This window comes from Orrella marina (genome assembly GCF_003058465.1).
Lineage (GTDB): Bacteria > Pseudomonadota > Gammaproteobacteria > Burkholderiales > Burkholderiaceae_B > Algicoccus > Algicoccus marinus.
The window spans coordinates 347,747-373,647 of the sequence record NZ_CP028901.1 but is presented as its reverse complement, the minus strand read 5'-3'; the positions used below and the strand labels follow the sequence as shown (position 1 = coordinate 373,647).

The window sequence follows — 25,901 nt, the reverse complement described above, 5'->3', positions numbered from 1 at the left end:
ACGCATCCTTTTGCGCTCTTGCCTGCCCCTGGTCCACCCCTTTCTCCTGGCGCTTGGGCGCTCTGAGGAGAGGGGCAAATGGGTGCAGGGTAATTGATCAGGCGACTTTTGCTGATCAGCGCTGCAGTGCCTCCCATGCTTTGTGCAGTCGCTTGACCGAGACGGGCGCAGGAGTGCGCAGGCGCTGTGCAAACAGTGCAACCCGTAACTCCTGAAGCATCCATCCGAACGATTCCAGCCCAGGGTCCTGGGAATGGCCCTGGGACTGCATCGCCTGCCGGGCACGTTGATAGTTTGCAATCAACGGCGCCATCTCACCCATCTTGGTCTGATCCCGCTGCGGGTCGTTTCGCATCCCGTCCAGACGCACCAGCACCGCCTGCAAATACCGCGGCAGATGAATCAGATTGTCATAAGGCGTCTCGCGAACAAACCGTGGGCCGACCAGTTGTGCAAGTTGAGACTCGATATCCCGGTGCGCCTGTGCATATGGTTTGAATGCGGGTAATTTCTTGTGAATCGATGCCAGCAACTCCAGAATTTCAAGTACCAGACGGGCGATCTCCTGGGCAAGCAGACCAACGCGTTCCCTGGCGTGTGCACACGCCTGCTCAAAATCCTGCTGTTTGTCCGGCACGCCTTGCCCGAACGCACTGCGCTCAAGCGCCACATCAACAATCTGGTCCCGCAACGACTCCCAGGTCCCCAGAGGCATGTACAGCACGCCCAGCCTGAGGGCCTGCGGAATATTCTTCTCCAGATACTTGACTCGGTCCTTGAGTGACAGTCTGAGCAAACGGATCAGTCCGTCGCGATGCACTCGCTGCGCCTGCTGGGGATCATCAAACACATCGATCCGGCAGTGACTCCCCTCGTCAACCAGCGCCGGGTACCCAATCACACTGTTGCGGCCACGCCGGATTTCCATGATTTCAGGCAGCTCGCCAAATGCCCAGTCAGTGATCTGCTCAGCAGGCAAATTTGCCTGGACGGCGTCGCCTGCAGCCGCCATTTCCTGAAACGTCTGCTGCGCCTGCTCACTGAGCTCGGAGCGGATCTGTGACAGATTCCGTCCCGCACGCAGCATCCGCCCGTCCTGATCAACAACTTTGAAGATCATGAACAGATGCGCAGGCAATGTGTCAGCCCGGAATTCTGACGCCTGCACCCTGACACGAAACTGGCTATTCATATCGTCAATGATGGCCTGTATCAGACTGATACCCGGATCGTCGAGCCGGTCAAACCAGCGATCATAAAAAGCCGCGGCGTAGTCGGGCACCGGAACGCAGTGCTTGCGCAGGCGCTGCGGAAGCGACTTCACCAGCCACTGGACCTTCTCCTTGAGCATCCCCGGCACCAGCCACTCCCAGCGGGAAGACTGAATCTGGTTCAGCAGCATCAGCGGCACTGTCAGCGTCACACCATCTTTTGGGGAACCTGGTTCGAAGTGATAGTCCAGACGCAACCGGGTACCTTGCCAGTCAATCGACTTGGGGAATACATCGGTGGTGATGCCTGCGGCTTCGTGCTGCATCAGATCATCCCGGGAGAGCAGCCACTTGCGGGAGTCTTCTTTGGGCAGACGGCCGAACCAGTGCCTGAACGTTGCAGTCTGACAGATATCCTGCGGCAGCAGACGATCGTAGAACTTCGCGATCAGTTCGTCATCGACCAGAATGTCGGGACGTCTGCTACGGTGCTCGAGCTGCTCGATCTGCCGGATTAGCTTGCGGTTATGTGCCAGGAACTCAAAATCCAGCCCCAGCTCGCCCGGTACCAATGCCTCCCGGATAAAGACTTCGCGGGACGCCTCTGGATTGATCTTGCCATAATGCACCCTGCGTCCACTGTAGATAGGCAATCCATACAGTGAAGCGCGCTCATGGGCAACAACCTGCCCTCTGCGCGCATCCCAGGATGGATCTCCCCAGCTTCGCTGCAGCAAGTGTCCGGCGACGCGCTCAATCCAGACGGGTTCGATCTTTGCAATACACCGGGCATACAGCTTGCTGGTCTGAACCAGCTCGGCCGCGATCACCCACTTGCCGGCGCGTCGAACCAGATTCGACCCGGGATGGATCCAGAAACGGATATCCCGCACGCCACTGTAAACCGATGCCTCATCGGACTTCAGACCGATATTGCCAAGCAGGCCACTGAGCAAGGCACTATGGATCTGCTCATAGGTCGCCTCGGTCTGGTTCACCCGCCAGCCCTGCTCCCCGACCAGTGCAGCGAGCTGTCCATGTACGTCGTGCCATTCTCGCAACCTTGAAACCGACAGGAACTGCTTGCGCATCTGTGCCGCAAGCTTGCGCTGGGAGGCCTTGTGAGCAACTTGCTCGTGATACCAGTTCCACAGTTTGATCCACCCGAGAAACTCGGACTGCTTGTCATTGAACGGCGCATGCGCCTGCTGGGCCGCTTCACGAGACTGCGTTGGGCGCTCTCTCGGGTCCTGGACGGCAAGCGCCGAGGCGATGATCAGCATCTCGTGCAGGCACTGCTGGTCCCGTGCAGCCAGTAACATACGTCCAACTCTGGGATCGAGTGGCATTTTGGCGAGCGTCTTGCCGATCGCCGTCAGCTGGTTGCGCGTATGCCGACCATCATCGGTCTGCAAAGCACCGAGTTCCTGTAAAGTCTGATAGCCATCGGCAATGGCTCTGCCTGATGGCGTATCCACAAACGGAAAGCTCTCGATGTCGTCCAGCCGCAACGACTTCATCCTGAGAATGACACCCGCCAGAGAGGATCGAAGGATCTCAGGCTCGGAAAACTCACGCCTTCTCTGAAATGTCTGCTCATCGTATAACCGGATACAGATGCCTGGACCGAGACGCCCGCACCGACCTGCACGCTGGTTTGCTGCGGCACGGCTGATCGGCTCCACGCCGAGTTGCTCGACCTTTTGTCGCAGGGAATAGCGCTTGATACGGGCAAGACCACTGTCAATCACGAATCGTATACCAGGGACCGTCAAGGAGGTCTCTGCCACATTGGTAGCAAGCACAACCCGGCGGGCACTGGTAGTCGGACGAAATATCTGTTCTTGCTCGTTCTGCGACAGTCTGGCAAAGAGCGGCAGAATCTGCGTGCTGGGCGGGTGATGCTTGCGCAGTGCCTCGCCCGCTTCGCGGATTTCACGCTCGCCCGGCAGGAACACCAGAATGTCGCCCTCTCCTTGCCGGGCGCACTCGTCAACGGCATCAACAATCGCATCGCTTAACTCTCGCGACTCGTCGTCTGCATCATACGCACTGGAATCGCCTCGACCTGGGCCGTCTGCACTGGCACCTGACTGCGAGTCTGTCGCTGAATCACCATCCACACGCACTCTCGACAGCGGACGATAGCGAACCTCGACCGGATAAAGACGTCCGGTGACTTCGATGACTGGCGCCAGCGTCCCATTCTGGCTCGCAAAGTGCTCCGCGAACCGCTTCGCATCGATCGTGGCAGAGGTGATGATGACCTTCAGATCCGGTCGCTTCGGAAGCAGCTGACGCAAGTACCCCAGCAAGAAGTCAATGTTCAGACTGCGCTCATGCGCCTCATCAATGATGATCGTGTCATAGCGCCTGAGCAAGGGATCACGCTGTGTCTGGGCAAGCAGCACTCCGTCGGTCATAAGTTTGATCGCCGTGGTCTTCTGGCTACGCTCCTGAAACCGGATCTGGTAGCCCACCCATTCTCCGAGGGGGGTATCAAGCTCCTGTGCAATCCTGCGCGCCACTGACGTCGCAGCCAGTCGTCTGGGCTGCGTGTGCGCGATCATCTTGTCTAGCCCCCTTCCCATGGCTAGACATATCTTCGGTAACTGTGTGGTTTTACCGGAACCTGTTTCGCCGCTGACGATGATGACCTGATGAGCCGCAATCGCCTCTTCAATTTCCTTGCGGTTGGCACTGACGGGCAGGTCAGCCGCAAACTTGATGTCAGGCAACGTCCTTGAGGGCGAAACACTTGCAGGCTGGGACAGATGTGTAGATTCCAATGAAACGACCGAAATGTGTGTGAGCAAAATACTGAAAACATCAGGCGTAACACCACCCGACAGACAAAAACAGGGTGCGTGACCGCACAAGAAGTAACCGCTGTTACAAACTCATTATAAAATCCAGGGTTACCCTTTTAATCCAGAGTCCCTCCTTCATGACCGACACCACAGAACCCAACCCGAGCGGTGTGGACACACCGTCCGAACCAGACGTCGAAACAGTATCGGCGCTCGAGGCAGCCGAACACTCGGCCCCTCAGTTCGTTCGCTGGTTCAGGGAGGTGGCGCCCTACGTCCACGCGTTCCGGGGCAAGACTTTCGTTGTGGCTTTCGGTGGTGAGTTGATCCAGGCCAATGCACTCAATGCGCTGGTTCAGGACCTGTCCCTGCTGTCAGCGCTCGGTATTCGCCTGGTACTGGTGCATGGTTCTCGCCCACAGGTCAACGAGCAACTCAGACTCAAAGGTTACACCCAGCAGTTTGGCCGTGGATTGCAGCCCACAGATGCCGCGGCACTGGAATGCGCAAAAGAAGCAGCAGGCGAGATCCGTCTGGACATTGAAGCGGCCTTTAGTCAGGGGCTGCCCAATACCCCCATGTCGCACGCCCAGATTCGCGTCATCTCAGGCAACTTTGTCACTGCGAAACCGCTAGGGGTGATCGATGGTGTGGACTATCGTCACACAGGACAGGTCCGCAAGATCGACACCGACGCGATGAAAGCGGCGATCGAGCGCGGCTCCATTGTCGTGCTCTCTCCGCTTGGGTTCTCGCCGACTGGTGAAGCGTTCAGCCTGGCCATGGAAGAGCTTGCCACCAGTGTCGCAGTCGGACTGAGAGCCGAGAAACTGATTTTCATCACCGAAACGCCGGGCGTGGTGGACTCCGAAGGAAATGTAGATACGGAACTGGCTCGTCTGGATGCCGACGCACTGCTTGCCTCGGGTGAGCTTGACGAAACAACCTCTTTTTACTTGCAGCACGCCTCGCGTGCGGTCAAGCGCGGCGTGGCGCGTGCACACGTTGTCCCCTTTAGTCTGGACGGCGTCGTGCTACTGGAGATTTTCACGCACGATGGTGTGGGAACCATGGTGGTGGAAGACACCCTTGATGATCTGCGATCCGCAACAATTGATGACGTGGGCGCCATCCTCAGGTTGATCGAACCGCTGGAACAAGACGGTACACTGGTGCCTCGCGGCCGCGCAACAATTGAAAGAGAAGTCGAAAACTTCTCCGTACTCGAACACGATGGCGTGATTTTCGGATGCGCAACGCTCAACGACTATCCGGCCGACAAGATGGCCGAAATGGCCTGCCTGATCGTGCACCCGGAATGGCAAGGTACAGGAGAAGGCGACCTGCTGCTGCGTCACATGGAAGCCAGAGCAAGAGCGCAGGGAGCAAAACGACTGTTTGTCCTGACCACACGCACGGCACACTGGTTCATCAAACGGGGGTTTGTACAGGGTGGCGTCTCTGATCTGCCAAAAGAAAGGCAGTCAGCCTACAACCGGCAGCGCAACAGTCTGGTTTTTTTCAAGCGTCTCTGATCAGGCACGATCCGATTTGCAGCACCCGCGATGTGCTGAGTGAGTGAGCAAGAAACTGTGTATGGACAATACCTTGCCATCGCAACAAGAAGTCGGCGCGGGCCCCGAACCATTCCTTGGTAGCGCAAGGGTTCATTGCAGGAAGCACTGGGGTCGGAGTCTACAATTCAGTCTGTCTTACACAATCCATACGAGAGGAAAGTTTAGCCATGAGCAGAATGGTCCAGTGCATCAAACTCAAAAAAGAGGCCGAGGGGCTCGACTACCCACCCTATCCTGGTGAGATTGGCACCAGAATCTGGCAGAGCATATCCAGGGAAGCCTGGCAACAATGGGTCGATATTCAGACGCGCCTGGTCAACGAGAACCGGCTCAACCTGGCCGATGCAAGGGCGCGCAAGTACTTGAAAGAGCAGATGGAACAATTCTTGTTTGAAGACAGGGACGTTGAAGCACAAGGCTTCGTTCCCCCGAGTGCCTGAGCACCCAGCCAGGCAAGTAACCAGCCCGCCCCCGGACCGGCAGTCTGATTAACACGCAGACAACCGTCCGGGCAAACGTCTCTTTGTACAGATCAAGTACGCACTGTACCCAGATATTCCTCTGCAGACAAAACTTTGCCGTATGCGAATGCCAGAGCGGCCATCAGTGTCGCGTGGGCTTGCGCTGCAGGTACGGTCTGACCGTTAAACTCCAGATCCCGGGTTGCGCAAGCATCATGAACGACGGTTGTCTGATACCCCAGATCTGCCGAAGCGCGGGCAGTGGCATCAATGCACATGTGGCTCATCGCCCCCACAAGCACGACATCGGTCACACCTTCCTTTTGCAGGATATCCTGCAACGCGGTGTTGCGAAACGAGTTGGGATAGCTCTTGACGATAACGGTTTCATCGTTCAGTGGTTGAACACAAGAATGAATCTTGACGCCATCTGAGCCTGGGGTGAACACGGGAGCATCGGGAGTCTGGGCCTCATGCCGCACATGGATCACCAGATCACCTGTTTGTCGGGCATGATCGAGCACCCGCGCTGCATTGTCACTTGCTTTACTGATACCAACCAGTTCGAGCTTGCCCCCCGGAAAATACTCATTCTGGATATCAACTGCGATCACTGCTCGTTTGCCCATGCTGCCTGCTCCCTTGGTTCTCATGAGTGAGAAAAAAATGTACTACAAATGCTCACCATGCCGATAAATCGGTGCGCCAGCTGGCGTGGCCACCTAGACAGCAGGTCGATTGAGCAGTCACACCAATCCGAAACGGATCGGTGGCTATCCAGATGTCGTATCAAAGACGGCGATTCATCGTTCAAAGGCTGCGATTCGGGGGGACAGTCCATCGGCAAGGAATTCCGCTCGAAAGTGACATTCCTTGCCGATGAGGCCAGTCACTCAGGACTGACTTCCACTCTCTGGCTTGACTTCCTGGGATACATCAGGGGTTGACGCATCCGCGGCTGTTGTCGCGTCCGGCGTCGAGATCGACTCGGTGGCTGCGCTGGTGGGCGCTTGCATTGCGGAGATATGCCGAGTCGCCTTCTTGACCAGGCGTTCAGCGGCTTTGGCACCCTGGTGACGCACATCCTTGCCATGGACCATAAAGATCACGCGCTCAGCCATGTTCTTGCAATGATCACCGATCCGACCCAGCGAACGCGACATCAACATCAGGTCAATTGACCCTGTAATCATTCTCGGATCCTCGATCATGTAAGTGATCAAACCACGCATCGCAGCCTTCCACTCTTTATCAACCTTCTTGTCACCACGAACCACAGAGGCTGCGAGCACCGAGTCATGACGCGCAAAGCTGTCCATGACATCATGCAGCATGCCCAGCACCGCAGTCGCAACGTGCTGCAGTTCCATTTCCGGCACGAACTTCTGCGCATCTTCATGCATACGGCGTCCGAGCACAGCAATCCGCTCAGCCTCATCACCGCAACGCTCCATGTCCGTGAGCATCTTGGTTACGGCCAGCAACAGTCGCAGATCAAATCCCAGGGGCTGGCGCCTGGCCAGCATGGTCGTGATGCGGTCATCGATATCGAGTTCCAGCTGGTTGACCTGTTTCTCGTTCTCCTTGACCCGTTCAAAGCACTCTGCATCACCTGTTGCCAGCACTTCCATGGCATCGGCGATCATGCTCTGAACACACCCTCCCATTTGCAGGAAATCGGAGCGAATTTCATCAAGTTCAATGTCAAACTGCTTGTAGGTATGATCGTTCAGTTCCATGGCTTTCATCCAGCACAAAACGGGACCAGACTGGTCCGCAAGATAATATTATCCAGCGAGTGTACGCAGATTTGATGACAGTAATTTGACAGTTGAGTCTCGAACCATCACGAGCATCCCGATCTGAACGTCAGACTGTCCTGGCCATCAGCTTTCTGACACCCTGAGGATCGGCAACGAGAGCAACCGAAGCGCTGTGCCGGGCAAAGATGCCGTTTGTCACCACGCCAGGCAACTGGTTCAATGTGCATTCTAGTTGTGCAGGGTCCGCGATCGACAACCCGGCAATGTCGACAATGACATTGCCGTTGTCTGTCACAAAACCTTCACGGACTGCGGGATTCCCTCCGATTCCACGGGCAAACCGCATCACAGACGCCACGGCCATCGGCAGCACTTCGACCGGCAGCGCAAACGCTCCGAGCACGTCAACCTGCTTGGATGCGTCCACAATGCAGACAAACTCGCGGGCCACTGAGGCTACGATTTTTTCTCGAGTCAGCGCACCGCCACCCCCTTTGATCATCTGCAACGCAGGATTGATCTCATCTGCCCCGTCGACGTAAACCGGCATGGTTTCCACATCGTTCAGATTGAAAACTTTGACGCCACCCTGCATCAGTCTTTGTGCCGTGCGTTCCGAACTGGCCACTGCTCCCGCAAACTGTCCAGCAAAAGGCGTCAGGAGGTCGATGAAGCAATCGGCAGTGGAACCGGTACCCACGCCAATGATCGAGCCGGGCACAAGATGCGGGCGGATGTAGTCGATGGCCGCCTGTGCGACGGCTTGTTTGAGTTGCTGCTGTGTGGGTATTGTCATGGGTTAAACGGCCTTTGCCAAACCTGAAATCTCGACGATCCGGGCATCAGATATTCCATTGTCTGACCGGCGACAACCAGACGGAAATCACCCAGGAAACACGCTGAAAAACCTTAAGCCGGATCATGAGTACGAATGTGATAAGAATGCGGCCCACTCGAAACATGTCAATGAACAAGTCCAAAGGAACCTGCCAGGACCGCCTGCCAAACCATCATTATCCCTCACGATTGCCTGGAGCACGAACCGACAAGGACCTCGCTTGAACCCGAACCCTGACTATCAGGGCTAAATCGAGGACCGCCTCTGGGGTCAGGCCGTATCATCCACAACAGGGTGTTCGAGAGGTGCGTTTGCCCACAATGCATCTCAAAAAAACCAGCGTATCTGATGTGAGCTCCCTGGGTGCCTCTTCGGACTAGTGACGGTCTGGTGTTCGGCTGAAATCATCAGAAGGCGCAGCCGCCTTAAGAACTGAATCTGACTCTCCCACCCCGGAATCTTCAATTTCCTCGCCGCCTTCGACATGCTTGAGGGTGCGCAACATGACTCGCGTGCGCGTCTCTGTCTGACCAATGCGGTTCGATGCGCTCTCCAGTGATTTGCGTACGTCCGCAAGCGCCTGACCAAACTTCCCGAACTCGGTCTTGACGGCCCGAAGTGTCTGCCACACCTCAGAAGAACGCTGCTCGATCGCCAATGTCTTGAAACCCATCTGCAGGCTGCTGAGCAATGCACCCAGGTTGGCAGGTCCTGCGACGTTGATGCGCAAGGACTGCAGGCGATCGAGTAAGCCTGGCAGGCGCAATGCTTCGGCGTACAGGCTTTCGCTGGCTAGAAACATCACACCAAAGTCCGTTGTGTGGGGTGGCGCAAGGTACTTCTGTGCAATCAGACGGGCCTGTGCCTCGATCGCACGCCCCAGCGCAGTCGCTGCAATCTGAACGGCTTGTTTATCAGATCGATCCTGGGCGTCCTGCAGTCGCTCGTACTCTTCCTTGGGAAACTTGGCATCAATCGGCAACCAGACAGGCTGGTCATCCAGCGACTTGCCGGGCAGTCGAATGGCAACTTCCACCATGGCGTCGCTGCCGGGGACTGTCTTGACGTTGGTGGCATATTGATCAGGGGTGAGCACATCCTCGATCAGGCGCATCAACTGCACCTCACCCCAGGTTCCACGGGTCTTGACATTGGTCAACACCCGCTTCAGATCGCCCACACCGATCGCCAGAGCCTGCATCTCCCCCAGACCTTTGTGCACGGCCTCCAGGCGGTCTGACACCTGCCGGAAGGACTCTCCCAAGCGCTGTTCGAGCGTGGCATGCAGCTTCTCGTCCACAGTGCGCTGCATTTGGTCGAGCCGCTGGGCATTGTCCTGCTGCAGAAGTTGCAACCGCTTGTCGACCGTATCGCGCAGATCCTGCATGCGTCGCTCATTGGCCTGCACCAGTGAGTCCAGACGTTGCGCAAATCCTCCGGCGAATCGCTCCAGGCCTTCGTTGATCTCTGTTCTGGCCATGGTCGCGTCACGAGCCACTGCCGAGCGAAACTGTTCGTTGGCGTGCAGAATCTCCTGTCGAAATATCTGCTGACTCTGCTGTATCTCGGCGCGCAACTGTGCATTGCCCTGACCAAGCTCCGTCCTCCAGACTTGCTCGAGTCGCTCTTGCGCCTGCAATATCTGGACCAGATCGTCCGTCAGGACCTCGGCCAGGCCGGACTGCCGGCGTGCGCGCCACAAAAGCCCAATCATCACCAGCGCCAGAACCAGCAGGGTGATGAGGAGCCCGAGCATCAGCAAGAGCAGCGTCGTGCCTTGCATGGACGGGTCACCAAACCCGGCTTGCGCCAACCAGTCCTGCAACCCGCTCACCACAGGCACCACAAGCACCGCAAGGCATCACTCACCCTGTAACTTCTTGGCAAAGCGCGCTTCATTGAAACCCGTGGAAACAGAACCATCCGCATAGACCGTAAGTGGTCTGCGCACCAAGGTGGGATTTCGGGCAATCAGTGAAGTCCATTGTTCATCAGACACAGCAGCCTGCTCTGCTGCGTCGAGCTTGCGCCAGGTTGGCGAGGCGCGGTTGACGAGCTTTTCCCATCCTCCCAGGTGCTGTGCGTAGCGCACGAGATCTGACGCCGCTAGCGGCACTTCCCGGTAGTCAGTGAAAACATATTCGACGGCATGCCCGTCGAGCCAGTTGATGGCTTTCTTGCAGGTACTGCAGTTTTTAAGACCGTAAAGATGCATCACGACTGAAACCTCCTCTGGCGACGCTGGACCGCGCTGGCAATGAGTACGACGATGGCCACCGCGCCAACAAACAGTGTCGCAAGCGCGTTGACCTCAGGCTTGAGTCCAAGACGAACCCTGGAGAAAATCTCGGGCGACAGCAAGGTCGAGCCCGGACCTGACAGGAAGGACGCAATGACCACATCGTCAAGCGACAACGTGAAAGCAAGCAACCAGCCTGAAACAATCGCCGGTGCGATCAACGGCAGCGTGATCTTGAAAAACACTTTCGCCGGTGTTGCACCCAGATCGAGCGCCGCTTCTTCCAGCGACCGATCCAGATCCCGTATCCGCGACTGCACGATCACGGTGACAAACGCCATGCAAAATGTCGTATGTCCGACCCAGATGGTGAACATTCCACGCTGGCCCGGCCAGCCGAACAGGCTGTCCAGCTCGACAAACAGTAGCAACAGCGAAATCCCCAGAACGACTTCGGGAATCACCAACGGTGCACTGACCAGACCGACATAAAGAGAAAATCCGCGAAACTTGCCCTTTCTGGCCAGCACATAACCGGCCCAGACGCCGATCACGCTGGCAGCCGTTGCTGTCATGAGCGCGACCTGCAAGGACAGCCAAGCCGCGTTGAGCAGTGCTGCATCCTGAAACAGGGACTTGTACCATCTCAAAGAAAATCCGCTCCAGGTCGTCATCATCGCCGAATCGTTAAAAGAGAACACGATCAGACTCAGAATAGGCACGTACAGAAACAGGAAACCCAGCCCCAGCGCCAGCCACTGGCCTAGCCTGCTAGGAGCGTTCGGTGCGAGTCGCCTGGCCATCACCGCCCCCCCTGAGATTGATAGCGATGCGCCTGATTGACCTGGAAGACGATCAGCGGAATCAACAACAGTGAAACCATCACGATCGTGATCGCAGACGCAATCGGCCAGTCAGCATTGGTAAAAAACTCGCTCCACATGATCCTGCCCATCATCAGCGTATCCGCTCCACCGAGCATCTCCGGAATCACATACTCGCCGACTGCCGGAATAAAAACCAGCATCGCCCCCGAGATCACGCCTGGCATCGACAGCGGTAGTGTGACCGACAGAAACGCCCGCCATGGCCGCGCGCCCAGGTCATAGGCAGCATCAAGCAGTCTTAGATCCATTTTGACGAGGGTGGCATACAGTGGAAGGATAAAAAACGGCAGATAGGCGTACACGAGACCGATATAGACAGCCAGGTCCGTGCGGTAGATCTCGAGTGGCGAACTGATCACACCAAGATTCATCAGCAGTGAATTGAGCAACCCGTCAGAACGCAGGATCCCGACCCAGGCGTAGACCCTTAGCAGGAGCGACGTCCAGAACGGCAGGATGACTGCGAGCAGCAGCACGTGCCGAATCCGCTCGGGAGCCCGTGCAATGTAGTAGGCCATCGGATAACCGATCAGGATGCAGACCAGCGTCGTGATCCCCGCCATCCGCAGTGAGTTGATGTAGGTCGACACGTACAGCGAGTCACTCAGCAGCAGCAGGTAGCCGCGCAGATGCAGAGTCAGGCTCAGTGCCTCATCCTTCAATTCGGTCAGCGAGGTGTAGGGGGGCACACCAAACTTGAGATCGGCAAAGCTGATCTTGAGCACCAGAATGAACGGCAACAGCAAAAACAGCACCAGCCAGACAAAGGGCGGTGCGATACTGATCGCATCCGAACGAAGACGGGCCAGGCGGGTACTCATGATGACAGAACCGTGACGCTGTCACGTCCCCAGCTGACATAGACTTCTTCATCCAGTCCGGGTGGCTCGTCCTGCATCAGCAACTGTGACGGCATGGTGGCTTCGACCACCTTGCCCGAATCGAGCCGAATCTGGTAAAGCGCATAGCTTCCCATCCAGGCCATGTGATTCACAACACCGTGCCCCCAGTTATATTCACCGGCCGGTGCCTGCCGGCTCACCCGTACCTGTTCCGGGCGCAACGAAACCGAAACCTGCATGCCCAGCGGCTCGCTCACACCGTGATCGACATAGAACGCTCTGGGCAGATCGTCGCTTTCGATCATGACGTGGTCAGACTCGTCGACCGTGATCTCACCTTCAAAAAGATTGGTCGACCCGATGAAGGCGGCAACAAAGCGTGAATTCGGGAAGGCGTAGACCTCTTGCGGTGAACCGATCTGACGGATCTGACCTTCTGTCATGACCGCCAGACGACTGGCCATCGTCATGGCCTCTTCCTGATCATGGGTCACCATGAAACACGTCACCCCCAGCTGGTCCAGAATGCGGACCAGCTCGATCTGGGTGTTATGACGAATCTGCTTGTCAAGGGCGGACATCGGCTCGTCGAGCAACAGCAGCTTGGGACGCTTGACCAGACTACGCGCCAATGCGACGCGCTGCTGCTGGCCACCAGAAAGTTGATGGGGCTTGCGTCTGGCATAGGGCGACATCTGCACCAGCTCGAGCGCCTCGTACACCCGCTCGTGTATCTCGTTGCGCGCCACACCTTCCTGGCGCAGACCAAACGCGACATTGGCTTCGACTGTCATGTGCGGAAACAGTGCGTAGGACTGGAACATCATGTTAACCGGCCGCTCATAGGGAGCGAGGCTGGTGATGTCCTCTCCATCGAGAAAGATCTGACCAGATGTGACGGTTTCAAATCCAGCCAGCATGCGCAGCAAGGTCGACTTGCCGCAACCGGAGCTACCCAGTAGCGCAAAGATTTCATTACGCTGAACAGTCAGGTTCACGCTCTGGACGGCCACTGTCTCGCCGTAGATTTTGGTGAGGTCGACGATTCGAACAAAATCGTGCGCATCGCCAGAAAAAGAAGTCAGATTACCGACTGAAGTTGCCATGCCAGCTCACACCCCGATTGGGACATCCCGCGTTAAACGAAAACGGACAGAAAATTTGAACGATGAAACCGGATCTCAAAACAGATCTCGAAGTAAAGCTTCAAAAGCGAACGTTGATGAATGATAAAACTCTGGCCGCCGGCAGGCGGCCAGGCAGTCATGACCCGATCAGCGGCCGGATTAACGACCAGACTTCAGCTCAGCCCACATCCTGGACTGCTGGCGTTGCACGTTCAGCGGCTGCGCCTGAATCACGAAGATCTTCTCGGCCACTTCGTCAGGCGGATAGATCGACTCGTTGTTCGCCACTTCAGGCTTGACCAACGCCCTTGCCGCCTTGTTGGCGTTCGGGTAGAACATGGTGTTGGTAATCGCAGCCGACACCTCGGGCCTGGACAAGTAATTGATGAAATCAAATGCCAGTTCAGGATTGGCTGCATCTTTGGGCACGGCCATGGTATCGAACCACGCAGGTGCCCCGTTGCCGGGCAGGAAGTAATCGATTTCGTAAGGACGCTTGCCTTCACGCGCCCGGTCAGCCGCGATCAGGACATCCCCGGAAAACGCGTACACCATGCACAGATCACCCGAGGCCAGCTCGTCGATATACCCCGATGAACTGAACTGCCGGATATAGGGGCGAATCGACTTCATCAGCTCTAGCGCAGCCTTGAGATCATCCGGGTTGCTACTGTTGGGATCCTTGCCAAGATAATGCAGGGCTGCAGGAAACACCTGGGCTGCCTCGTCGAGAACCGACACACCGCAGCTGGCGAACTTCTTGATTTTCTCTGGATCAAACAGCAAAGACCAGTCAGCCAGATCGACGTCTTCGCCCATGATTTCCCTGGCTTTGGTCACGTTGAATCCGAGCGCGTTGGTGCCATAGCCCCAGGGAACCAGATACTGATTGCCCGGATCCACTGGCTCAAGCAGCTTCATGATCGCCGGATCCAGGTTCTCCCAGTTCGGAATCCTGGACTTGTCAAGCTTCTGAAACAATCCACCCTCAATCTGCCTTGCAGCGTAATGTGTGGACGGAACAACCACGTCATAGCCGGAATTGCCCGTGAGCAGTTTGGCCTGCAATGTGTCATTGCTGTCGTAAGTGTCGTAACGGACCTTCACGCCAGCTTCCCGCTCAAAACCGGGAATCGTGTCTTGCGCAGTGTATTCAGCCCAGTTATAAACGTTCAGCGTCTTGTTCTGTGCAGTGGCTGTACTCACCACACCCAGACTGCTTACCAGCAAAGTCAGTAAAACTCGCGCTTTCATCCAGGCCCTCCGATGGAATGGTCACGCCGCCGTGACAAAGATTGAAGGAAACAGACCCTTGCAACACCGTTGCGCCAATGAGCATCAGGCCGTTGCGACAACCCGATCCACTGGCTCCTCGATCAAGGGACTTGCTCTCGGATCAATGAAGAACGCAGGTTCCGGCCTACATCAATCCCTGAGCTTCCAGTTTAGTTTCGACAGCGCACGAATAATCATGACAAAACGCGGCTGCAACGAAATTCATGCAAATAAAAATCCCGTCTCTGACATGCAAAACGGGATCAAGACCCGAATTCTAAATCCATTTTCCGCCCGCGACCACCACTGACCGGTCGGCACAAGCTGTTACGAGATCAATCGGGCGCGCGAGCGTACCCTGAGAGCAACATTGGCCAGCAATCGTGGATGCGTTCAGAGCACACTTTACGAACCGAACGTTCAAGTCGTTGCAGATTGCCATACAGACGTTTCGGATCGGTAACGCCTGTGCGTGCCCTGTCAAAGTCAATCAGCCAGATTTTTTCATGGGGATCGATCAGAATATTGTTCACGTTCAAGTCAGCATGCCAGACGCCTGCCCTGTGCAAGCGCGCAATCATCTGGCCTGCACGCTCCCAGATCAGCCCATCGTCGTATTTCCAGAAGGCCTCGGCCTGGGCAATCCGCTGCGTGATCAACGCCGCCCGATAGAAGAGTCCATGCGTGCGACACGCCATGGCAGCCACCGGCCGGGGCACGTTCAGGCCCTGGCCGGAACGTTCTGCAAGCGCGGCAAGAATATCGAACTCCCTGAAACTTCTTGTCTGATCTCGCCCTGTCCACCAGTAAAGATCACGACTGAGTTTCGCAATCATCCCCCCCGGCGATACTGTCGCAGCACGCCTGGCTGGCCTGCCACATCCACGTACCACGCACTACCGCGACCACCATCGGCTACGGGGTGGGCATGCAACTCATATCGCTGCGGATCGAACCAGGTGGTATTCACGGCATCGGACCAGCCCTTGATCGCACAAGTACCTTTGGCCAGTACGACAGGCGTCTGGTTCTGCTTCTGATCCGGAATCGGCACGTCACTCATCTCCTTGCATCTCGAGAACAGGCCTCTTTAAAAACATCGGACGAACATCGGGCAAGCATATGACAAAGCGACAAACGCGACCGCAGACAAAAGTCCTTGTCAACTTTGGACAAGCCATCCTGCACCCTCCAAAGCGACCGCGTGCTTAGGCCTCGTTTCGCAGAATCAACAAGGGTGGGCTGCGCAGCACACCCCGCAACACAATCGACCCGGCCAGCCAGGCACCCGGCATGCAGACCGCCAGGCCAAGTACCCAGGGTGTGATCGACCATTGCATCGCAAACTCAAACACCCAGACAGACAAGGCCCACGCAGCCAGTGTCGCACCTGTGGCCGCGAGCAGCCCTGCCATTGCGCCGATAAAGAGCAGTTCGATACGCTGGGCTGATGCCAGCTGGCGGTTGGTCGCACCGATCGCGCGCAGCAGGGCAGCTTCGCGCACCCTTTCGTCGCGGCTTGAACTCAGGGCAGCAGCCAGAACCACCGCGCCAGCCAGGATGGCAAAGACGAACAATCCCTGAATCGCAACCGACACCCTGTCAAGCACTGACTGCAACTGCGAGAGGACTGCGCCCACGTCAAATACGGTCAGATTAGGATACGTCCTGACAAGCGTCTGTGTCAGCGCGGCCTGCTCAAGCGGCAGGTGAAACGAGGTAATGAAGGTCTGCGGCTGACGATCGAGCGCGGCAGGCGTGAGCACCGCAAAGAAGTTGGGACGCATTGAGTCCCAGTCCACCTGGCGCAAGCTGGTGATGCGCACCTTGACCGGTTGTCCGGCAATCTCGAACACGATCTCGTCACCAAGAGAAAGCCCAAGATCGGTCGCGATGTCGGTCTCCATAGAAACCTCGAATGCCTCGGGGTCAAACTCGCGACCAGCAATGATCCGTCCATTATTCTCCAGCGAAGCTGCGTACGAAAGATTGAAGTCACGTTGCAGCAGTCGCTGTGCCCGCGGGGACTCGAAGTCCTCTACCAGCAGGGCCTTGTCGTTGCGCTCGATCAGACGGCCGCGCACCATCGGATAAAAGGTCAGGTCATCGAGCTGAGCCTTGGCCAGCGTCTGCCGCACGGGCTGCACCTGATCTGGCTGAATGTTGATCAGGAAGCGGTTCGGCGCATCCGGTGGAAGTGTCTGCTGCCAGCCCTGGAGCAAATCGGTCCTCACAATCGTCAGGAGCAGAATCGCCATCATGCCAACCGCCAGTGCGCTGACCTGCGCAATCGTCGCCCCTTTTCGACGCACCAGTCCTGCCATCGCAAAGCGCCAGTGGACACGACGACCCAGCACGCCACGCAGACTGTCAACCACTTTTAACGCCACCACACCGAGCAGACTGAACAGCACCGCTGCGCCGACAAAGCCTGCCGCAAGTCCGAAGCCGTACTTTGGATCACCAGCGATCCACCACATGAGCAAGGCAAAACCGCCGAATGCCAGCAGGTAACCCATGACACTGTGCAGAGGAAACGCGGGCACATCGCGACGAAAAATCTGCGCTGGCGACACCCGGCTCAAAGCTTGCAACGGCGGCACCGAAAACGAAAACAGCAACCAGAACCCGGCGTAGATGCCCTGCAAAGCCGGCATAAGCCCGACACCGGGCAGCTCATCGGAAACCAGTTCCTGCATCACACTGACCAGACCCATCTGCGCAACCCAGCCAATCAGAAGACCGACCAGCGAGCCGGCGAGTGCCACCAGGGCAAACTCCAGCATGAGTACATTGCGCACGGTTGACTGGGTCGCCCCCACGCAGCGCATCACGGCCACTGCAGACTGCTGGCGCTGACTGAACCGCCGCGCGCCCAGGGCAATGGCAACGGCAGCAATGAGCACGGCAATCATCACCACTAAAGTCAGGAACTGCTGGGCTCGATCCAGCGTACGCCGGACTTCTGGCCGGCCTTCGTCCAGTGTCAGAATCTTCTGGGCAACGTCAAGCTGTGGTCGCAGCCACTCCCGGTAGGCACCAACCGCCAGCTCGTCCCCCGCCACCAGCATCGAGTGTCCTACGCGACTCCCTTCGCCCAGCAATCCGGCGTCGACCAGATCCTCCGCACGCATCAGCACCCTGGGTGCAACGTTGACGAACTGGACACCTCGGTCCGGCTCGTAGGTGATGGCACGGTCGATTCGCAACGCCTTGCGCCCGACTTGCAGAGTCTCCCCAACTGACAGTCCCGTGAGCGCCAGCAACTGTGGATCCACCCAGACCTCGCCAGTCTCGGGCGCACTGGTTGTGACCTCGTCAGGTTCTGTCAGCGACCGCGTTGTGCGCAACTCCCCCCGTAGGGGATAGCCAGACTCGACAACCTTGATGGAAGCCAGTTGCAGGTCGCCATCGGCTGAGCCCACCATGGAAGGAAACCGCCAGACCCTGATAGCTGACAGTCCTCTGTCGCGCGCCTCATCGAGCCACTGCTGACTGGCTTGCTCCGGCGTCTCGAGCACCAGGTCCGCGCCCAGCATCCGCGCAGCATCACGCTCAAGCGCGCGTCCGACACGATCTGACAAGAATCCGACACTACTCACAGCGGCGACCGCAATCACCACTGCCAGCGCCAGCAGACGCAGGTCACCTGCGCGAACATCGCGCCAGGTCTGTTTGAATCCGAACTTCACCCACTTCCCTGTCATATCAGCGTCCGTTCCTGTATTGCGTTGTTTTATGATTGCTTGGCTAGCATTTCTGCACTGTGAAACGGCTACAACCCTCGCACAGCATCAATCGCTTCTTGCAATCGGCTGACCGGAATCACACGCAATCCTTCGATTGCCTGCTTGGGAGCGTTAGCGGCAGGGACGATCGCCACAGAAAACCCGAGCTTGGCCGCCTCGCGCAAACGCTCCTGACCGCGAACAGCCGGCCTGACTTCACCTGCGAGTCCAATCTCGCCAAACGACACAAGCCCTGCGGGCAGTGCCCGATCCTTGAGCGAGGACAGAATCGCCAGCAAAATGGGCAAGTCTGCGCCTGGCTCGGTGATGCGCACGCCACCGACGGCATTGACGAACACGTCCTGGTCAGCGGTCGATACGCCTGCATGGCGGTGTAACACTGCCAGCAGCATCGCCAGCCGATGACCTTCCAGACCCAGCGCAAGGCGGCGCGGATTCGGCACATGCGCGGTATCGACCAGCGCCTGGATCTCCACCAGAAGCGGGCGAGTCCCTTCCTGTGTCGCCATCACGCAGGAACCAGCAACATCGCGCGAGTGTTGTGACAGAAAAAGTGCAGAAGGGTTCGCAACACCTCGCAAGCCTCGGTCGGTCATCGCAAAAACACCCAGTTCGTTGACCGCGCCGAACCGGTTCTTGAACGCCCGGACCAGACGAAACGAAGAGTGGGTATCCCCCTCAAAATACAGTACCGTATCGACCATATGCTCCAGCACGCGCGGACCTGCCAGCGAACCGTCCTTGGTGACGTGTCCGATCATGACGATAGGCACCCCGCTCTGCTTCGCAAGACGGGTCAACTGTGCAGCACACTCGCGCACCTGCGACACAGAACCCGGGGCAGCACTCAGCTGGGCGCTGTAGATGGTCTGGATGGAATCAATCACGGCAACAGCGGGTGGGTGATCGCGCAACTGGGCTTCGATCAGATCCAGCCGGATTTCCGGTAACAGATCGACTGCCGCGCCATCCACACCGAGGCGCCTGGCACGCAAGGCGACCTGGTCTGGCGACTCTTCACCCGTGACATACAGGACACGCGCAGTCTGGGAGATTGCTGCGAGCGCTTGCAGCAGCAACGTAGATTTACCGATTCCAGGATCACCACCAATCAGTACCACTGCCCCGGTCACCAGACCACCGCCCAGCACGCGGTCAAATTCGTGAATGCCGGTCGGCATGCGTGGCAGCTCACGCGCCTGCACGTCAGCCAGTCGCTGCAACTGCGCCTGACTACCGCTCATCGACTCGTAGCGATGGGCCGCGACAGGTGTCTCGTTTACACGCGTTTCTTCAAGGGTGTTCCATGCCTGGCATCCTGAGCACTGTCCCAGCCATTTGGGACTGGTTGCTCCGCATGCCTGACAAACATAGCGGGTCCTGATCTTGGACATCTGATCCTGTTCTCGAGTAGACAACTGCAACTGGCAGAAAAATGGTGAAAGCCGGCTGACTGGCGAGCCCCGACATCCGGGGCAACCCCTGGACCCGGGACACACGATACGCTCGGATCGCGATACCCAGCAGTCCAGCCAGCCCATATCAGACGGAACACAAAGATTACACGGGCGGCGCAACGCGGGCCTGAACAGCCCTGTCACCTGTCACCTGCCATCTGTCAGCAGGCAAGAGACACCGGATCCAGCCCAGGCGCCAGAGGCAGATGCCAGACACAGCCCTCAGACAAACACTCGTGGCACCCTTGGCGTGACCGCTGTGAGAAGCTCATAACCGATGGTTTCGCTGGCCTGAGCCACTTCATCGATGCTCGGGCCGCCTTCCCCCATAGGATCACCTCATCACCCACATCCACTCTGGGCAAATGAGACACGTCAACCGTGAGCATGTCCATCGAGACTCGGCCCGCCAGTGTGGCTCGCTGGCCATTAACCACAATGGGTGTGCCGCTTGGGGCGTGACGCGGATAACCATCGGCATATCCGCAAGCAACCACGGCGACACGCATGTCCTGCCGGGCCCGGTAAAGATAGCTGTAGCCAATGCCTTCGCCCGCACGCACCACCCGCACACTCAACACGCGCGAAACAAGCGTCATTGATGCCTGCAGGCCGAGTTGATTGGCGGGCCTGTCCACCAGCGGACTGGCACCGTAGAGACAGATGCCTGGACGCACCCAGCTAGCAGGAGAAGCAGTCCCGCCTGGCGGTACAGACAAGACGCGACCCTCTCCAGCGACCGCACCCGAATCAACCATCTCGATCATCTTGCGTGTGTGTGCCAGCACGGCAGCCGAATTGGCCACGCATCGCAACCCGGGCAACCCCTGCACCACCCCGTTGAATACTTCCAGCGGAACATCGATGCCATCGGGCTCATCCGCGCACGCAAAGTGCGTCATGTGCCCAATGGATGCCAGCTTGCCGGCTGCCTGCAAACCGCAAAGTACATCAAATGCCTGCCGATACCGATCGGGAGGGAACCCGAGCCGATGCATACCAGTATCGAGTTTCAGGTAGACATGGATGGACCTGTCAAAACGATGAGCGTCGATCATGTCGATCTGACCCTGCTCATGAACCACCGGGCACAGGTCATAGCGTTCGCAAGCCTGCAGATCGGCCTGATCGAACGCGCCCTCAAGCATCAGGATCGGCTTTGTCCAGCCCGCCTTGCGTGAACGGATGGCTTCCTCGAAGTCCAGCATGGCCAAGCCATCAGCGGTCGCAAAGGCACCGACCGCCGTCTCGATTCCATGGCCGTAGGCATCTGCCTTGATCACGGCCCAGACCCTTGGCGTACTGGGGAAATCACTGGATGCCTGACGCAACAGATCCCGGACTCGACCGAGGTTATGCGTCATGGCGGCGGGATTGATCAGTAATCGAATGGGACGTGTCATGCAGAAAATTCCTCAATCCCGGTTAGTCTAACCTACCTTAGCCGGACCGAGTAAGCGAACTAGCCTTTAGTGACAACTGCATGGCGGCCAAACCACGCTGACTGGCAGAGCTTCTGACAACATGCCGCAGGGAACCTGTTGCAAGGATCGCAAGTCTACTGTTCTATTGATGCAAGTGCTGTCGAATCGGCCCGAATCCGCCACGGCCACTTCTTGCGGCCAACGGCGAACCATGTGCCTTTCCCTGGCATTCCTGCATCGGCAGGACAGCCGACTACAATGGCCGGGATTGCATTTGTCAGGTTGCAGTCAGGTAGTAATAGACGCCAGACACCTGCCGGATTGTCATCCGCCTGCACTCGTGCGTCCGACAAGCCGCCTCAGGACATCTGGCGCATTCAGTCCGCGGACCTCGCTCTGGACCATCTGGTCGCGCCTGGCGCCTGCTAACTGACATTCTGACTGACCTGTCCCGGTTCACCTTTTCGCCTTAGCTACCGAATGGCCGTTGATCATTACGAAAACTTTCCGGTTGCCTCGCTCCTGTTACCCAGAGCGATTCGCGCCGACGTCGTCAACCTGTACCGGTTCGCCCGCTCGGCAGACGACATTGCAGACGAAGGAGATGATGCGCCCCTCGTGCGACTCACCCGCCTCAGGGAGTATCGACGCGCCCTGCACGACATCGCCGAATATGGACGAGTAGCGTCCGAAGACAAGCAGATTCGTGGCGTCTTTGAGCCGCTGGCGGCAAGCATCAGCCGTCATGTCCTGCCGATCACACTGCTAGACGATCTGTTGACCGCGTTTGAACAGGACATTTCTGTGAAACGCTACGCGACCAATCATGCGCTTGACCAGTACTGCATGCGTTCGGCCAATCCGGTAGGCCGACTCATGCTGCATCTGTTTCGCCAGACCGATCGCGACAGCCTCGTACAGTCCGACGCCGTCTGTACTGCCCTGCAACGTGTCAATTTTCTGCAGGACGTCGCCATCGACTGGCGCAAGGGCCGGGTGTACCTGCCACAGGAGGACCTCTCACAGCACGGCGTCACTGAAGCGCAGATTGAGGCTGGCTGCGCGGACCAGAACTGGCACAATCTGATGGCCGAACAGTCTCAGCGATGCAGGGAATTGCTACACTTCGGCCAACCTTTGGGAAAACAGCTCAAGGGACGAGTCGGGCTCGAGATCCGGCTGATTATTCAAGGGGGATTGCGTGTGCTAGAAAAACTTGAAGCCGTAGAATTTGACGTGTTCAGACGTCGACCGGTGCTGGTTCGGTCCGACTGGCCCGTTATGCTGGTTCGTGCAGTGGGTTTCTGATGACCCCGCAAGCCTACTGTCAGGAAAAAGCGGCCAGTAGCGGCTCGAGCTTTTACTACTCCTTTCTGTTCCTGCCCACAGAGCGGCGAAAGGCCATCACCGCACTTTACGCGTTTTGCCGGGAAGTCGACGATGTGGTCGACGACTGTACTGACCCGTCAGTTGCGCGCAGCAAGCTGGCATGGTGGGCCACCGAACTGGACAGTCTTTACAAAGGGACCCCCACTCATCCTGTCACGCGCGCCTTGCAGCCCCATCTGGAGAGTTGCCAGATCACCCGCGACCGCCTGCTCGCAGTGATCGAAGGCATGCAGATGGACCTGGACCAGACCCGGTATCTGGACTGGCCTGGTTTGCGCAAATATTGCTGGCACGCAGCTGGCGTTGTCGGGGAGCTATCAGCAGGTGTATTTGGTTACATGGACGACCGAACACTCGAATATGCGACCAACCTCGGGCTCGCCTTCCAGATGACCAACATCATTCGCGATGTGGGCGACGACGCACGTCGGGGCAGAATTTATCTGCCAGTCGAAGATCTTCAACGATTCGGCGTCAAGGCAGCAGACATTCTGAATGCCAGGCACAGCGAAGAGTTTGAGGCGTTGATGGCATTCCAGGCTCAACGTGCCAGGGAACTGTATGTCCGTGCTATCAACTCCCTGCCGGATGTGGATCGGCGTGCACAACGCCCGGGATTGATGATGGCCGCGATTTACTACACGCTGCTCGATGAGATCGAGAATGAGAAGTGGCAGGTGCTTGAGCAGCGGATCTCACTCACACCGATTCGCAAGCTGTGGCTGGCCTGGCGCAACTGGGTTGGTGGCGCACGTCCGGTCATCGCGCATATCCGCAGGAGCGAACGTCACCATTCACACTCATCAGACGCTGCGGACAACTCCTGCGGCCCGCAATGAACGTTGCCATCATCGGCGCAGGCTGGGCAGGCATGGCAGCAGCACAAGCCCTGCTTGAAATGGGACACGCAGTGTCCGTCTTCGAGATATCACACCAGCCCGGTGGTCGGGCACGCGGCATGACAGACCGGGAACTGGGCCGGATTGACAACGGCCAGCACCTGCTCATCGGTGCCTACCGGGAAACACTCCGACTGATTGACTGGGCCAGTGCACAGGAACAGGCTCCGGTCGAAACAGCACAAACGCCAGACAACCCAGACAACCCAGACAGCCCAGACAGCCCAGACAGCCCACACCAGACGAGATACATCAGGCAGCCATTGAATCTGGTCGCTGCAGATGGTGCACTGTCGCTTTCAGTGAACCCATCGCTGCCACCCTCCATTGCCCGGATAGTGGCCCTCCTGAGCGCAGGTGGGTTGTCTTTTCTTGAGCGCAGTCGGGCGCTGACACTGCTCGGCAGACTCAAGCTGGGTGTCCGGCAGCCATCGACGGGAGAAACCGTTCTGGAGTGGTTGCAGCGACACAAGCAACCCGTGAATCTACAACAGCGACTCTGGATTCCGTTGTGTCTGGCCACCATGAACACACCTGCCGAGAAAGCATGTGCGCACCTGTTCGCCAGAGTCTTGCGAGACAGCCTGCTCAGCCCTGATCAAGGCGCGACCGATCTGCTGATCCCGAAAGTCGATCTCACCCGGCTCTGGATTGACGCCGTTGCCAGGCGGGTACGCCTGGCAACCGGCATACAGATCACAGACGTCACACCGGGGCTTGAGGACACTCCTAGCGGATCCTCTCAGGTATCGGTCAACGGCGAAGTGTTTGACGGGTGCATCATCGCTACGCCGCCTGCTGGCGCAGCCCGCATCCTGGAAAAATGGGTGACTCGCCCGCCTGCTGACGCTCGACTGGAAGCAGATCAGGAAACTCTGAACAAGCAGCTGCAAGACCTGGCTGCATTCGAATTCCACCCCATCACGACCTGCTATATCGAGCTTCAGAGCCCGTTTCGTCTGCCTGAACCCATGCTCATGCTCAGTAGTGGTCATCTGCCAGGGGCACCCTCCTCGTGCAAACCAGCGATAGCCCAGGCGAATCTCAATCCTGGACAATGGGTGTTTGATCGCAGTGCAACGCACAGCGACGTTCGCCGTGGCCAGCTCGCTTTTGTCATTAGTCACGCGGGCGATTCCATGTTTGACCGAAGCCTTCTCACGAACGCCCTGATGAAACAGCTTCAGCGGGAACTCGCCGGGTCGAACGTTCAGGCGAGTCGATCACTGGCGAGCCGGATTCCTGATGTTCTGGCCAGCCGGATCATCACAGAAAAGCGTGCGACGTTTGCGGCCATCCCCGGACTGCGCCGACCTGGCTACGATACGATCTGGCCGCACGTCAAACTTGCCGGGGACTGGACTGATACCGGCTACCCGGCGGTGCTCGAAGGTGCTGTGGTGAGTGGCCAGACAGCGGCCGTTGCGCTGGCATCCTCCTGGAACAATGCTTGACTGCGCGGACATCCAGGTAGACAACTGACGGGCATCCGACACGGCTCCGTATCGAATGTGAAAAAGATCGTCCAGCACCAGGATCGGTCCGCTACCCTTTGAGGGTGTGCAGGGTGAACCACCCCAGCGCGGTCAGCGCAAGAGATCCGACCAGCGACAGACTGACGTAAATGAAGGCCAGCCCGATCCTGCCAGACTCCAGATAGGTCACTGTTTCCGCAGAAAACGTCGAAAACGTGGTGAGCGCACCCAGAAACCCCGTCACCAGCATCAGGCGCAGCAACGGTGACCAGTCAGGATTTGAAAGCGTGTACGCCAAAGCCAGGCCGATTACATAAGCACCAGCCAGGTTTGCACAGAACGTTCCCCATGCAAACCTGCCAGGACCAGGATTGAGCCAGAGCGACAAGCCCCAGCGACTCCATGCACCCAGTGTCGCGCCCACCGAAATGCTCAGCAGATTGAGCCACAACGCCGGATGCCCGTTTGCCATGCAAGC

21 protein-coding genes and 1 pseudogene are annotated in these 25,901 nt (G+C 57.8%); 6 read left to right on the top strand and 16 right to left on the bottom strand.

What is annotated here, in order from left to right:
• Nucleotides 1–115: 115 nt before the first annotated feature.
• Nucleotides 116–4,000: an ATP-dependent RNA helicase HrpA gene (hrpA, locus tag DBV39_RS01635; protein ID WP_227870765.1), complete on the bottom strand. Its 3,885-nt coding sequence runs from the start codon at nt 3,998–4,000 to the stop codon at nt 116–118.
• Between the two features lie 158 nt (nt 4,001–4,158).
• Here hrpA and argA point away from each other — a divergent pair, with 158 nt between their 5' ends.
• A complete protein-coding gene (gene argA, locus DBV39_RS01630) occupies nt 4,159–5,556 on the top strand; it encodes an amino-acid N-acetyltransferase (RefSeq protein WP_108620068.1) in 1,398 nt (465 codons plus the stop codon).
• A gap of 209 nt (nt 5,557–5,765) precedes the next feature.
• A complete protein-coding gene (locus DBV39_RS01625) occupies nt 5,766–6,038 on the top strand; it encodes an oxidative damage protection protein (protein WP_108620067.1) in 273 nt (90 codons plus the stop codon).
• Nucleotides 6,039–6,130: 92 nt separating this feature from the next.
• Here the strand turns inward: DBV39_RS01625 and DBV39_RS01620 are convergent, their stop codons facing one another.
• The 9 genes from DBV39_RS01620 to DBV39_RS01580 all read right to left on the bottom strand — a co-directional run bounded on the left by DBV39_RS01620 (nt 6,131) and on the right by DBV39_RS01580 (nt 15,009).
• Nucleotides 6,131–6,688: a cysteine hydrolase family protein gene (locus tag DBV39_RS01620; RefSeq protein ID WP_108620066.1), complete on the bottom strand. Its 558-nt coding sequence runs from the start codon at nt 6,686–6,688 to the stop codon at nt 6,131–6,133.
• A 264-nt stretch (nt 6,689–6,952) separates the two neighbouring features.
• Nucleotides 6,953–7,792: a phosphate signaling complex protein PhoU gene (gene phoU / locus DBV39_RS01615; protein ID WP_108623024.1), complete on the bottom strand. Its 840-nt coding sequence runs from the start codon at nt 7,790–7,792 to the stop codon at nt 6,953–6,955.
• Between the two features lie 136 nt (nt 7,793–7,928).
• Nucleotides 7,929–8,618: a ribose-5-phosphate isomerase RpiA gene (gene rpiA / locus DBV39_RS01610; protein ID WP_407669217.1), complete on the bottom strand. Its 690-nt coding sequence runs from the start codon at nt 8,616–8,618 to the stop codon at nt 7,929–7,931.
• Nucleotides 8,619–9,036: 418 nt separating this feature from the next.
• A complete protein-coding gene (locus DBV39_RS01605) occupies nt 9,037–10,443 on the bottom strand; it encodes a DNA recombination protein RmuC (protein ID WP_407669301.1) in 1,407 nt (468 codons plus the stop codon).
• Between the two features lie 78 nt (nt 10,444–10,521).
• On the bottom strand, nt 10,522–10,875 hold the full coding sequence (locus DBV39_RS01600; RefSeq protein ID WP_108620065.1) for a Spx/MgsR family RNA polymerase-binding regulatory protein: 354 nt from the start codon (nt 10,873–10,875) through the stop codon (nt 10,522–10,524).
• Nucleotides 10,875–11,702, bottom strand: a complete 828-nt coding sequence (locus tag DBV39_RS01595; RefSeq protein ID WP_108620064.1) for an ABC transporter permease subunit — start codon at nt 11,700–11,702, stop codon at nt 10,875–10,877. The genes DBV39_RS01600 and DBV39_RS01595 overlap by 1 nt, the downstream gene beginning before the upstream one ends.
• Nucleotides 11,702–12,607 carry an ABC transporter permease subunit gene (locus tag DBV39_RS01590; protein WP_108620063.1) on the bottom strand — a complete coding sequence of 302 codons (906 nt, stop codon included), beginning with the start codon at nt 12,605–12,607 and terminating at the stop codon, nt 11,702–11,704. Before DBV39_RS01590 ends, DBV39_RS01595 begins: the two co-directional genes overlap by 1 nt.
• Nucleotides 12,604–13,734 (bottom strand): ABC transporter ATP-binding protein, encoded by a 1,131-nt coding sequence (locus DBV39_RS01585; protein WP_108620062.1) that lies wholly within the window; start codon nt 13,732–13,734, stop codon nt 12,604–12,606. The genes DBV39_RS01590 and DBV39_RS01585 overlap by 4 nt, the downstream gene beginning before the upstream one ends.
• 180 nt (nt 13,735–13,914) lie before the next feature.
• On the bottom strand, nt 13,915–15,009 hold the full coding sequence (locus tag DBV39_RS01580) for a polyamine ABC transporter substrate-binding protein (RefSeq protein ID WP_108620061.1): 1,095 nt from the start codon (nt 15,007–15,009) through the stop codon (nt 13,915–13,917).
• Between the two features lie 31 nt (nt 15,010–15,040).
• On the opposite strand from DBV39_RS01580, the gene DBV39_RS19355 reads away from it, so the two are divergent.
• Nucleotides 15,041–15,340 (top strand): hypothetical protein, encoded by a 300-nt coding sequence (locus DBV39_RS19355; protein WP_159078726.1) that lies wholly within the window; start codon nt 15,041–15,043, stop codon nt 15,338–15,340.
• Between the two features lie 25 nt (nt 15,341–15,365).
• On the opposite strand, the gene DBV39_RS01575 is transcribed toward DBV39_RS19355, so the two are convergent.
• From DBV39_RS01575 to alr, 5 genes and pseudogenes are all read right to left on the bottom strand, one after another.
• Nucleotides 15,366–15,866 carry a 3-deoxy-D-manno-octulosonic acid kinase gene (locus tag DBV39_RS01575; RefSeq protein ID WP_108620060.1) on the bottom strand — a complete coding sequence of 167 codons (501 nt, stop codon included), beginning with the start codon at nt 15,864–15,866 and terminating at the stop codon, nt 15,366–15,368.
• Entirely contained in the window at nt 15,863–16,093 is a 231-nt protein-coding gene (locus DBV39_RS01570; protein WP_108620059.1) for a protein kinase family protein, read from the bottom strand. Before DBV39_RS01570 ends, DBV39_RS01575 begins: the two co-directional genes overlap by 4 nt.
• Nucleotides 16,094–16,238: 145 nt before the next feature.
• Complete coding sequence (locus DBV39_RS01565) at nt 16,239–18,737, bottom strand: ABC transporter permease (RefSeq protein ID WP_108620058.1); 2,499 nt, start codon at nt 18,735–18,737, stop codon at nt 16,239–16,241.
• A gap of 68 nt (nt 18,738–18,805) precedes the next feature.
• Nucleotides 18,806–20,173, bottom strand: a complete 1,368-nt coding sequence (radA, locus tag DBV39_RS01560) for a DNA repair protein RadA (protein ID WP_108620057.1) — start codon at nt 20,171–20,173, stop codon at nt 18,806–18,808.
• A gap of 285 nt (nt 20,174–20,458) precedes the next feature.
• Nucleotides 20,459–21,639: pseudogene (gene alr, locus DBV39_RS01555) on the bottom strand (alanine racemase).
• Nucleotides 21,640–22,140: 501 nt separating this feature from the next.
• On the opposite strand from alr, the gene hpnC reads away from it, so the two are divergent.
• From hpnC to DBV39_RS01535, 3 genes are read left to right on the top strand one after another with little or no spacing between them, the layout of a single operon-like run.
• Entirely contained in the window at nt 22,141–22,968 is an 828-nt protein-coding gene (gene hpnC, locus DBV39_RS01545) for a squalene synthase HpnC (protein ID WP_108620055.1), read from the top strand.
• A complete protein-coding gene (gene hpnD / locus DBV39_RS01540; RefSeq protein WP_108620054.1) occupies nt 22,968–23,888 on the top strand; it encodes a presqualene diphosphate synthase HpnD in 921 nt (306 codons plus the stop codon). The genes hpnC and hpnD overlap by 1 nt, the downstream gene beginning before the upstream one ends.
• On the top strand, nt 23,885–25,402 hold the full coding sequence (locus DBV39_RS01535; RefSeq protein WP_108620053.1) for a hydroxysqualene dehydroxylase: 1,518 nt from the start codon (nt 23,885–23,887) through the stop codon (nt 25,400–25,402). The genes hpnD and DBV39_RS01535 overlap by 4 nt, the downstream gene beginning before the upstream one ends.
• A gap of 91 nt (nt 25,403–25,493) precedes the next feature.
• Here the strand turns inward: DBV39_RS01535 and crcB are convergent, their stop codons facing one another.
• Complete coding sequence (gene crcB, locus DBV39_RS01530) at nt 25,494–25,895, bottom strand: fluoride efflux transporter CrcB (protein WP_108620052.1); 402 nt, start codon at nt 25,893–25,895, stop codon at nt 25,494–25,496.
• Nucleotides 25,896–25,901 lie beyond the last annotated feature (6 nt).

Excerpts from the sequence above, each read along its gene's own strand:
- argA (WP_108620068.1), top strand. The coding sequence starts at position 4,159 with ATGACCGACACCACAGAACCCAACCCGAGCGGTGTGGACACACCGTCC.
- DBV39_RS01625 (WP_108620067.1), top strand. The coding sequence starts at position 5,766 with ATGAGCAGAATGGTCCAGTGCATCAAACTCAAAAAAGAGGCCGAGGGG.
- DBV39_RS01620 (WP_108620066.1), bottom strand. The coding sequence starts at position 6,688 with ATGGGCAAACGAGCAGTGATCGCAGTTGATATCCAGAATGAGTATTTT.
- rpiA (WP_407669217.1), bottom strand. The coding sequence starts at position 8,618 with ATGACAATACCCACACAGCAGCAACTCAAACAAGCCGTCGCACAGGCG.
- DBV39_RS01605 (WP_407669301.1), bottom strand. The coding sequence starts at position 10,443 with ATGCAAGGCACGACGCTGCTCTTGCTGATGCTCGGGCTCCTCATCACC.
- DBV39_RS01600 (WP_108620065.1), bottom strand. The coding sequence starts at position 10,875 with ATGCATCTTTACGGTCTTAAAAACTGCAGTACCTGCAAGAAAGCCATC.
- DBV39_RS01595 (WP_108620064.1), bottom strand. The coding sequence starts at position 11,702 with ATGGCCAGGCGACTCGCACCGAACGCTCCTAGCAGGCTAGGCCAGTGG.
- DBV39_RS01590 (WP_108620063.1), bottom strand. The coding sequence starts at position 12,607 with ATGAGTACCCGCCTGGCCCGTCTTCGTTCGGATGCGATCAGTATCGCA.
- DBV39_RS01585 (WP_108620062.1), bottom strand. The coding sequence starts at position 13,734 with ATGGCAACTTCAGTCGGTAATCTGACTTCTTTTTCTGGCGATGCGCAC.
- DBV39_RS01580 (WP_108620061.1), bottom strand. The coding sequence starts at position 15,009 with ATGAAAGCGCGAGTTTTACTGACTTTGCTGGTAAGCAGTCTGGGTGTG.
- DBV39_RS01575 (WP_108620060.1), bottom strand. The coding sequence starts at position 15,866 with ATGATTGCGAAACTCAGTCGTGATCTTTACTGGTGGACAGGGCGAGAT.
- DBV39_RS01570 (WP_108620059.1), bottom strand. The coding sequence starts at position 16,093 with ATGAGTGACGTGCCGATTCCGGATCAGAAGCAGAACCAGACGCCTGTC.
- DBV39_RS01565 (WP_108620058.1), bottom strand. The coding sequence starts at position 18,737 with ATGACAGGGAAGTGGGTGAAGTTCGGATTCAAACAGACCTGGCGCGAT.
- radA (WP_108620057.1), bottom strand. The coding sequence starts at position 20,173 with ATGTCCAAGATCAGGACCCGCTATGTTTGTCAGGCATGCGGAGCAACC.
- hpnC (WP_108620055.1), top strand. The coding sequence starts at position 22,141 with ATGGCCGTTGATCATTACGAAAACTTTCCGGTTGCCTCGCTCCTGTTA.
- hpnD (WP_108620054.1), top strand. The coding sequence starts at position 22,968 with ATGACCCCGCAAGCCTACTGTCAGGAAAAAGCGGCCAGTAGCGGCTCG.
- DBV39_RS01535 (WP_108620053.1), top strand. The coding sequence starts at position 23,885 with ATGAACGTTGCCATCATCGGCGCAGGCTGGGCAGGCATGGCAGCAGCA.
- crcB (WP_108620052.1), bottom strand. The coding sequence starts at position 25,895 with ATGGCAAACGGGCATCCGGCGTTGTGGCTCAATCTGCTGAGCATTTCG.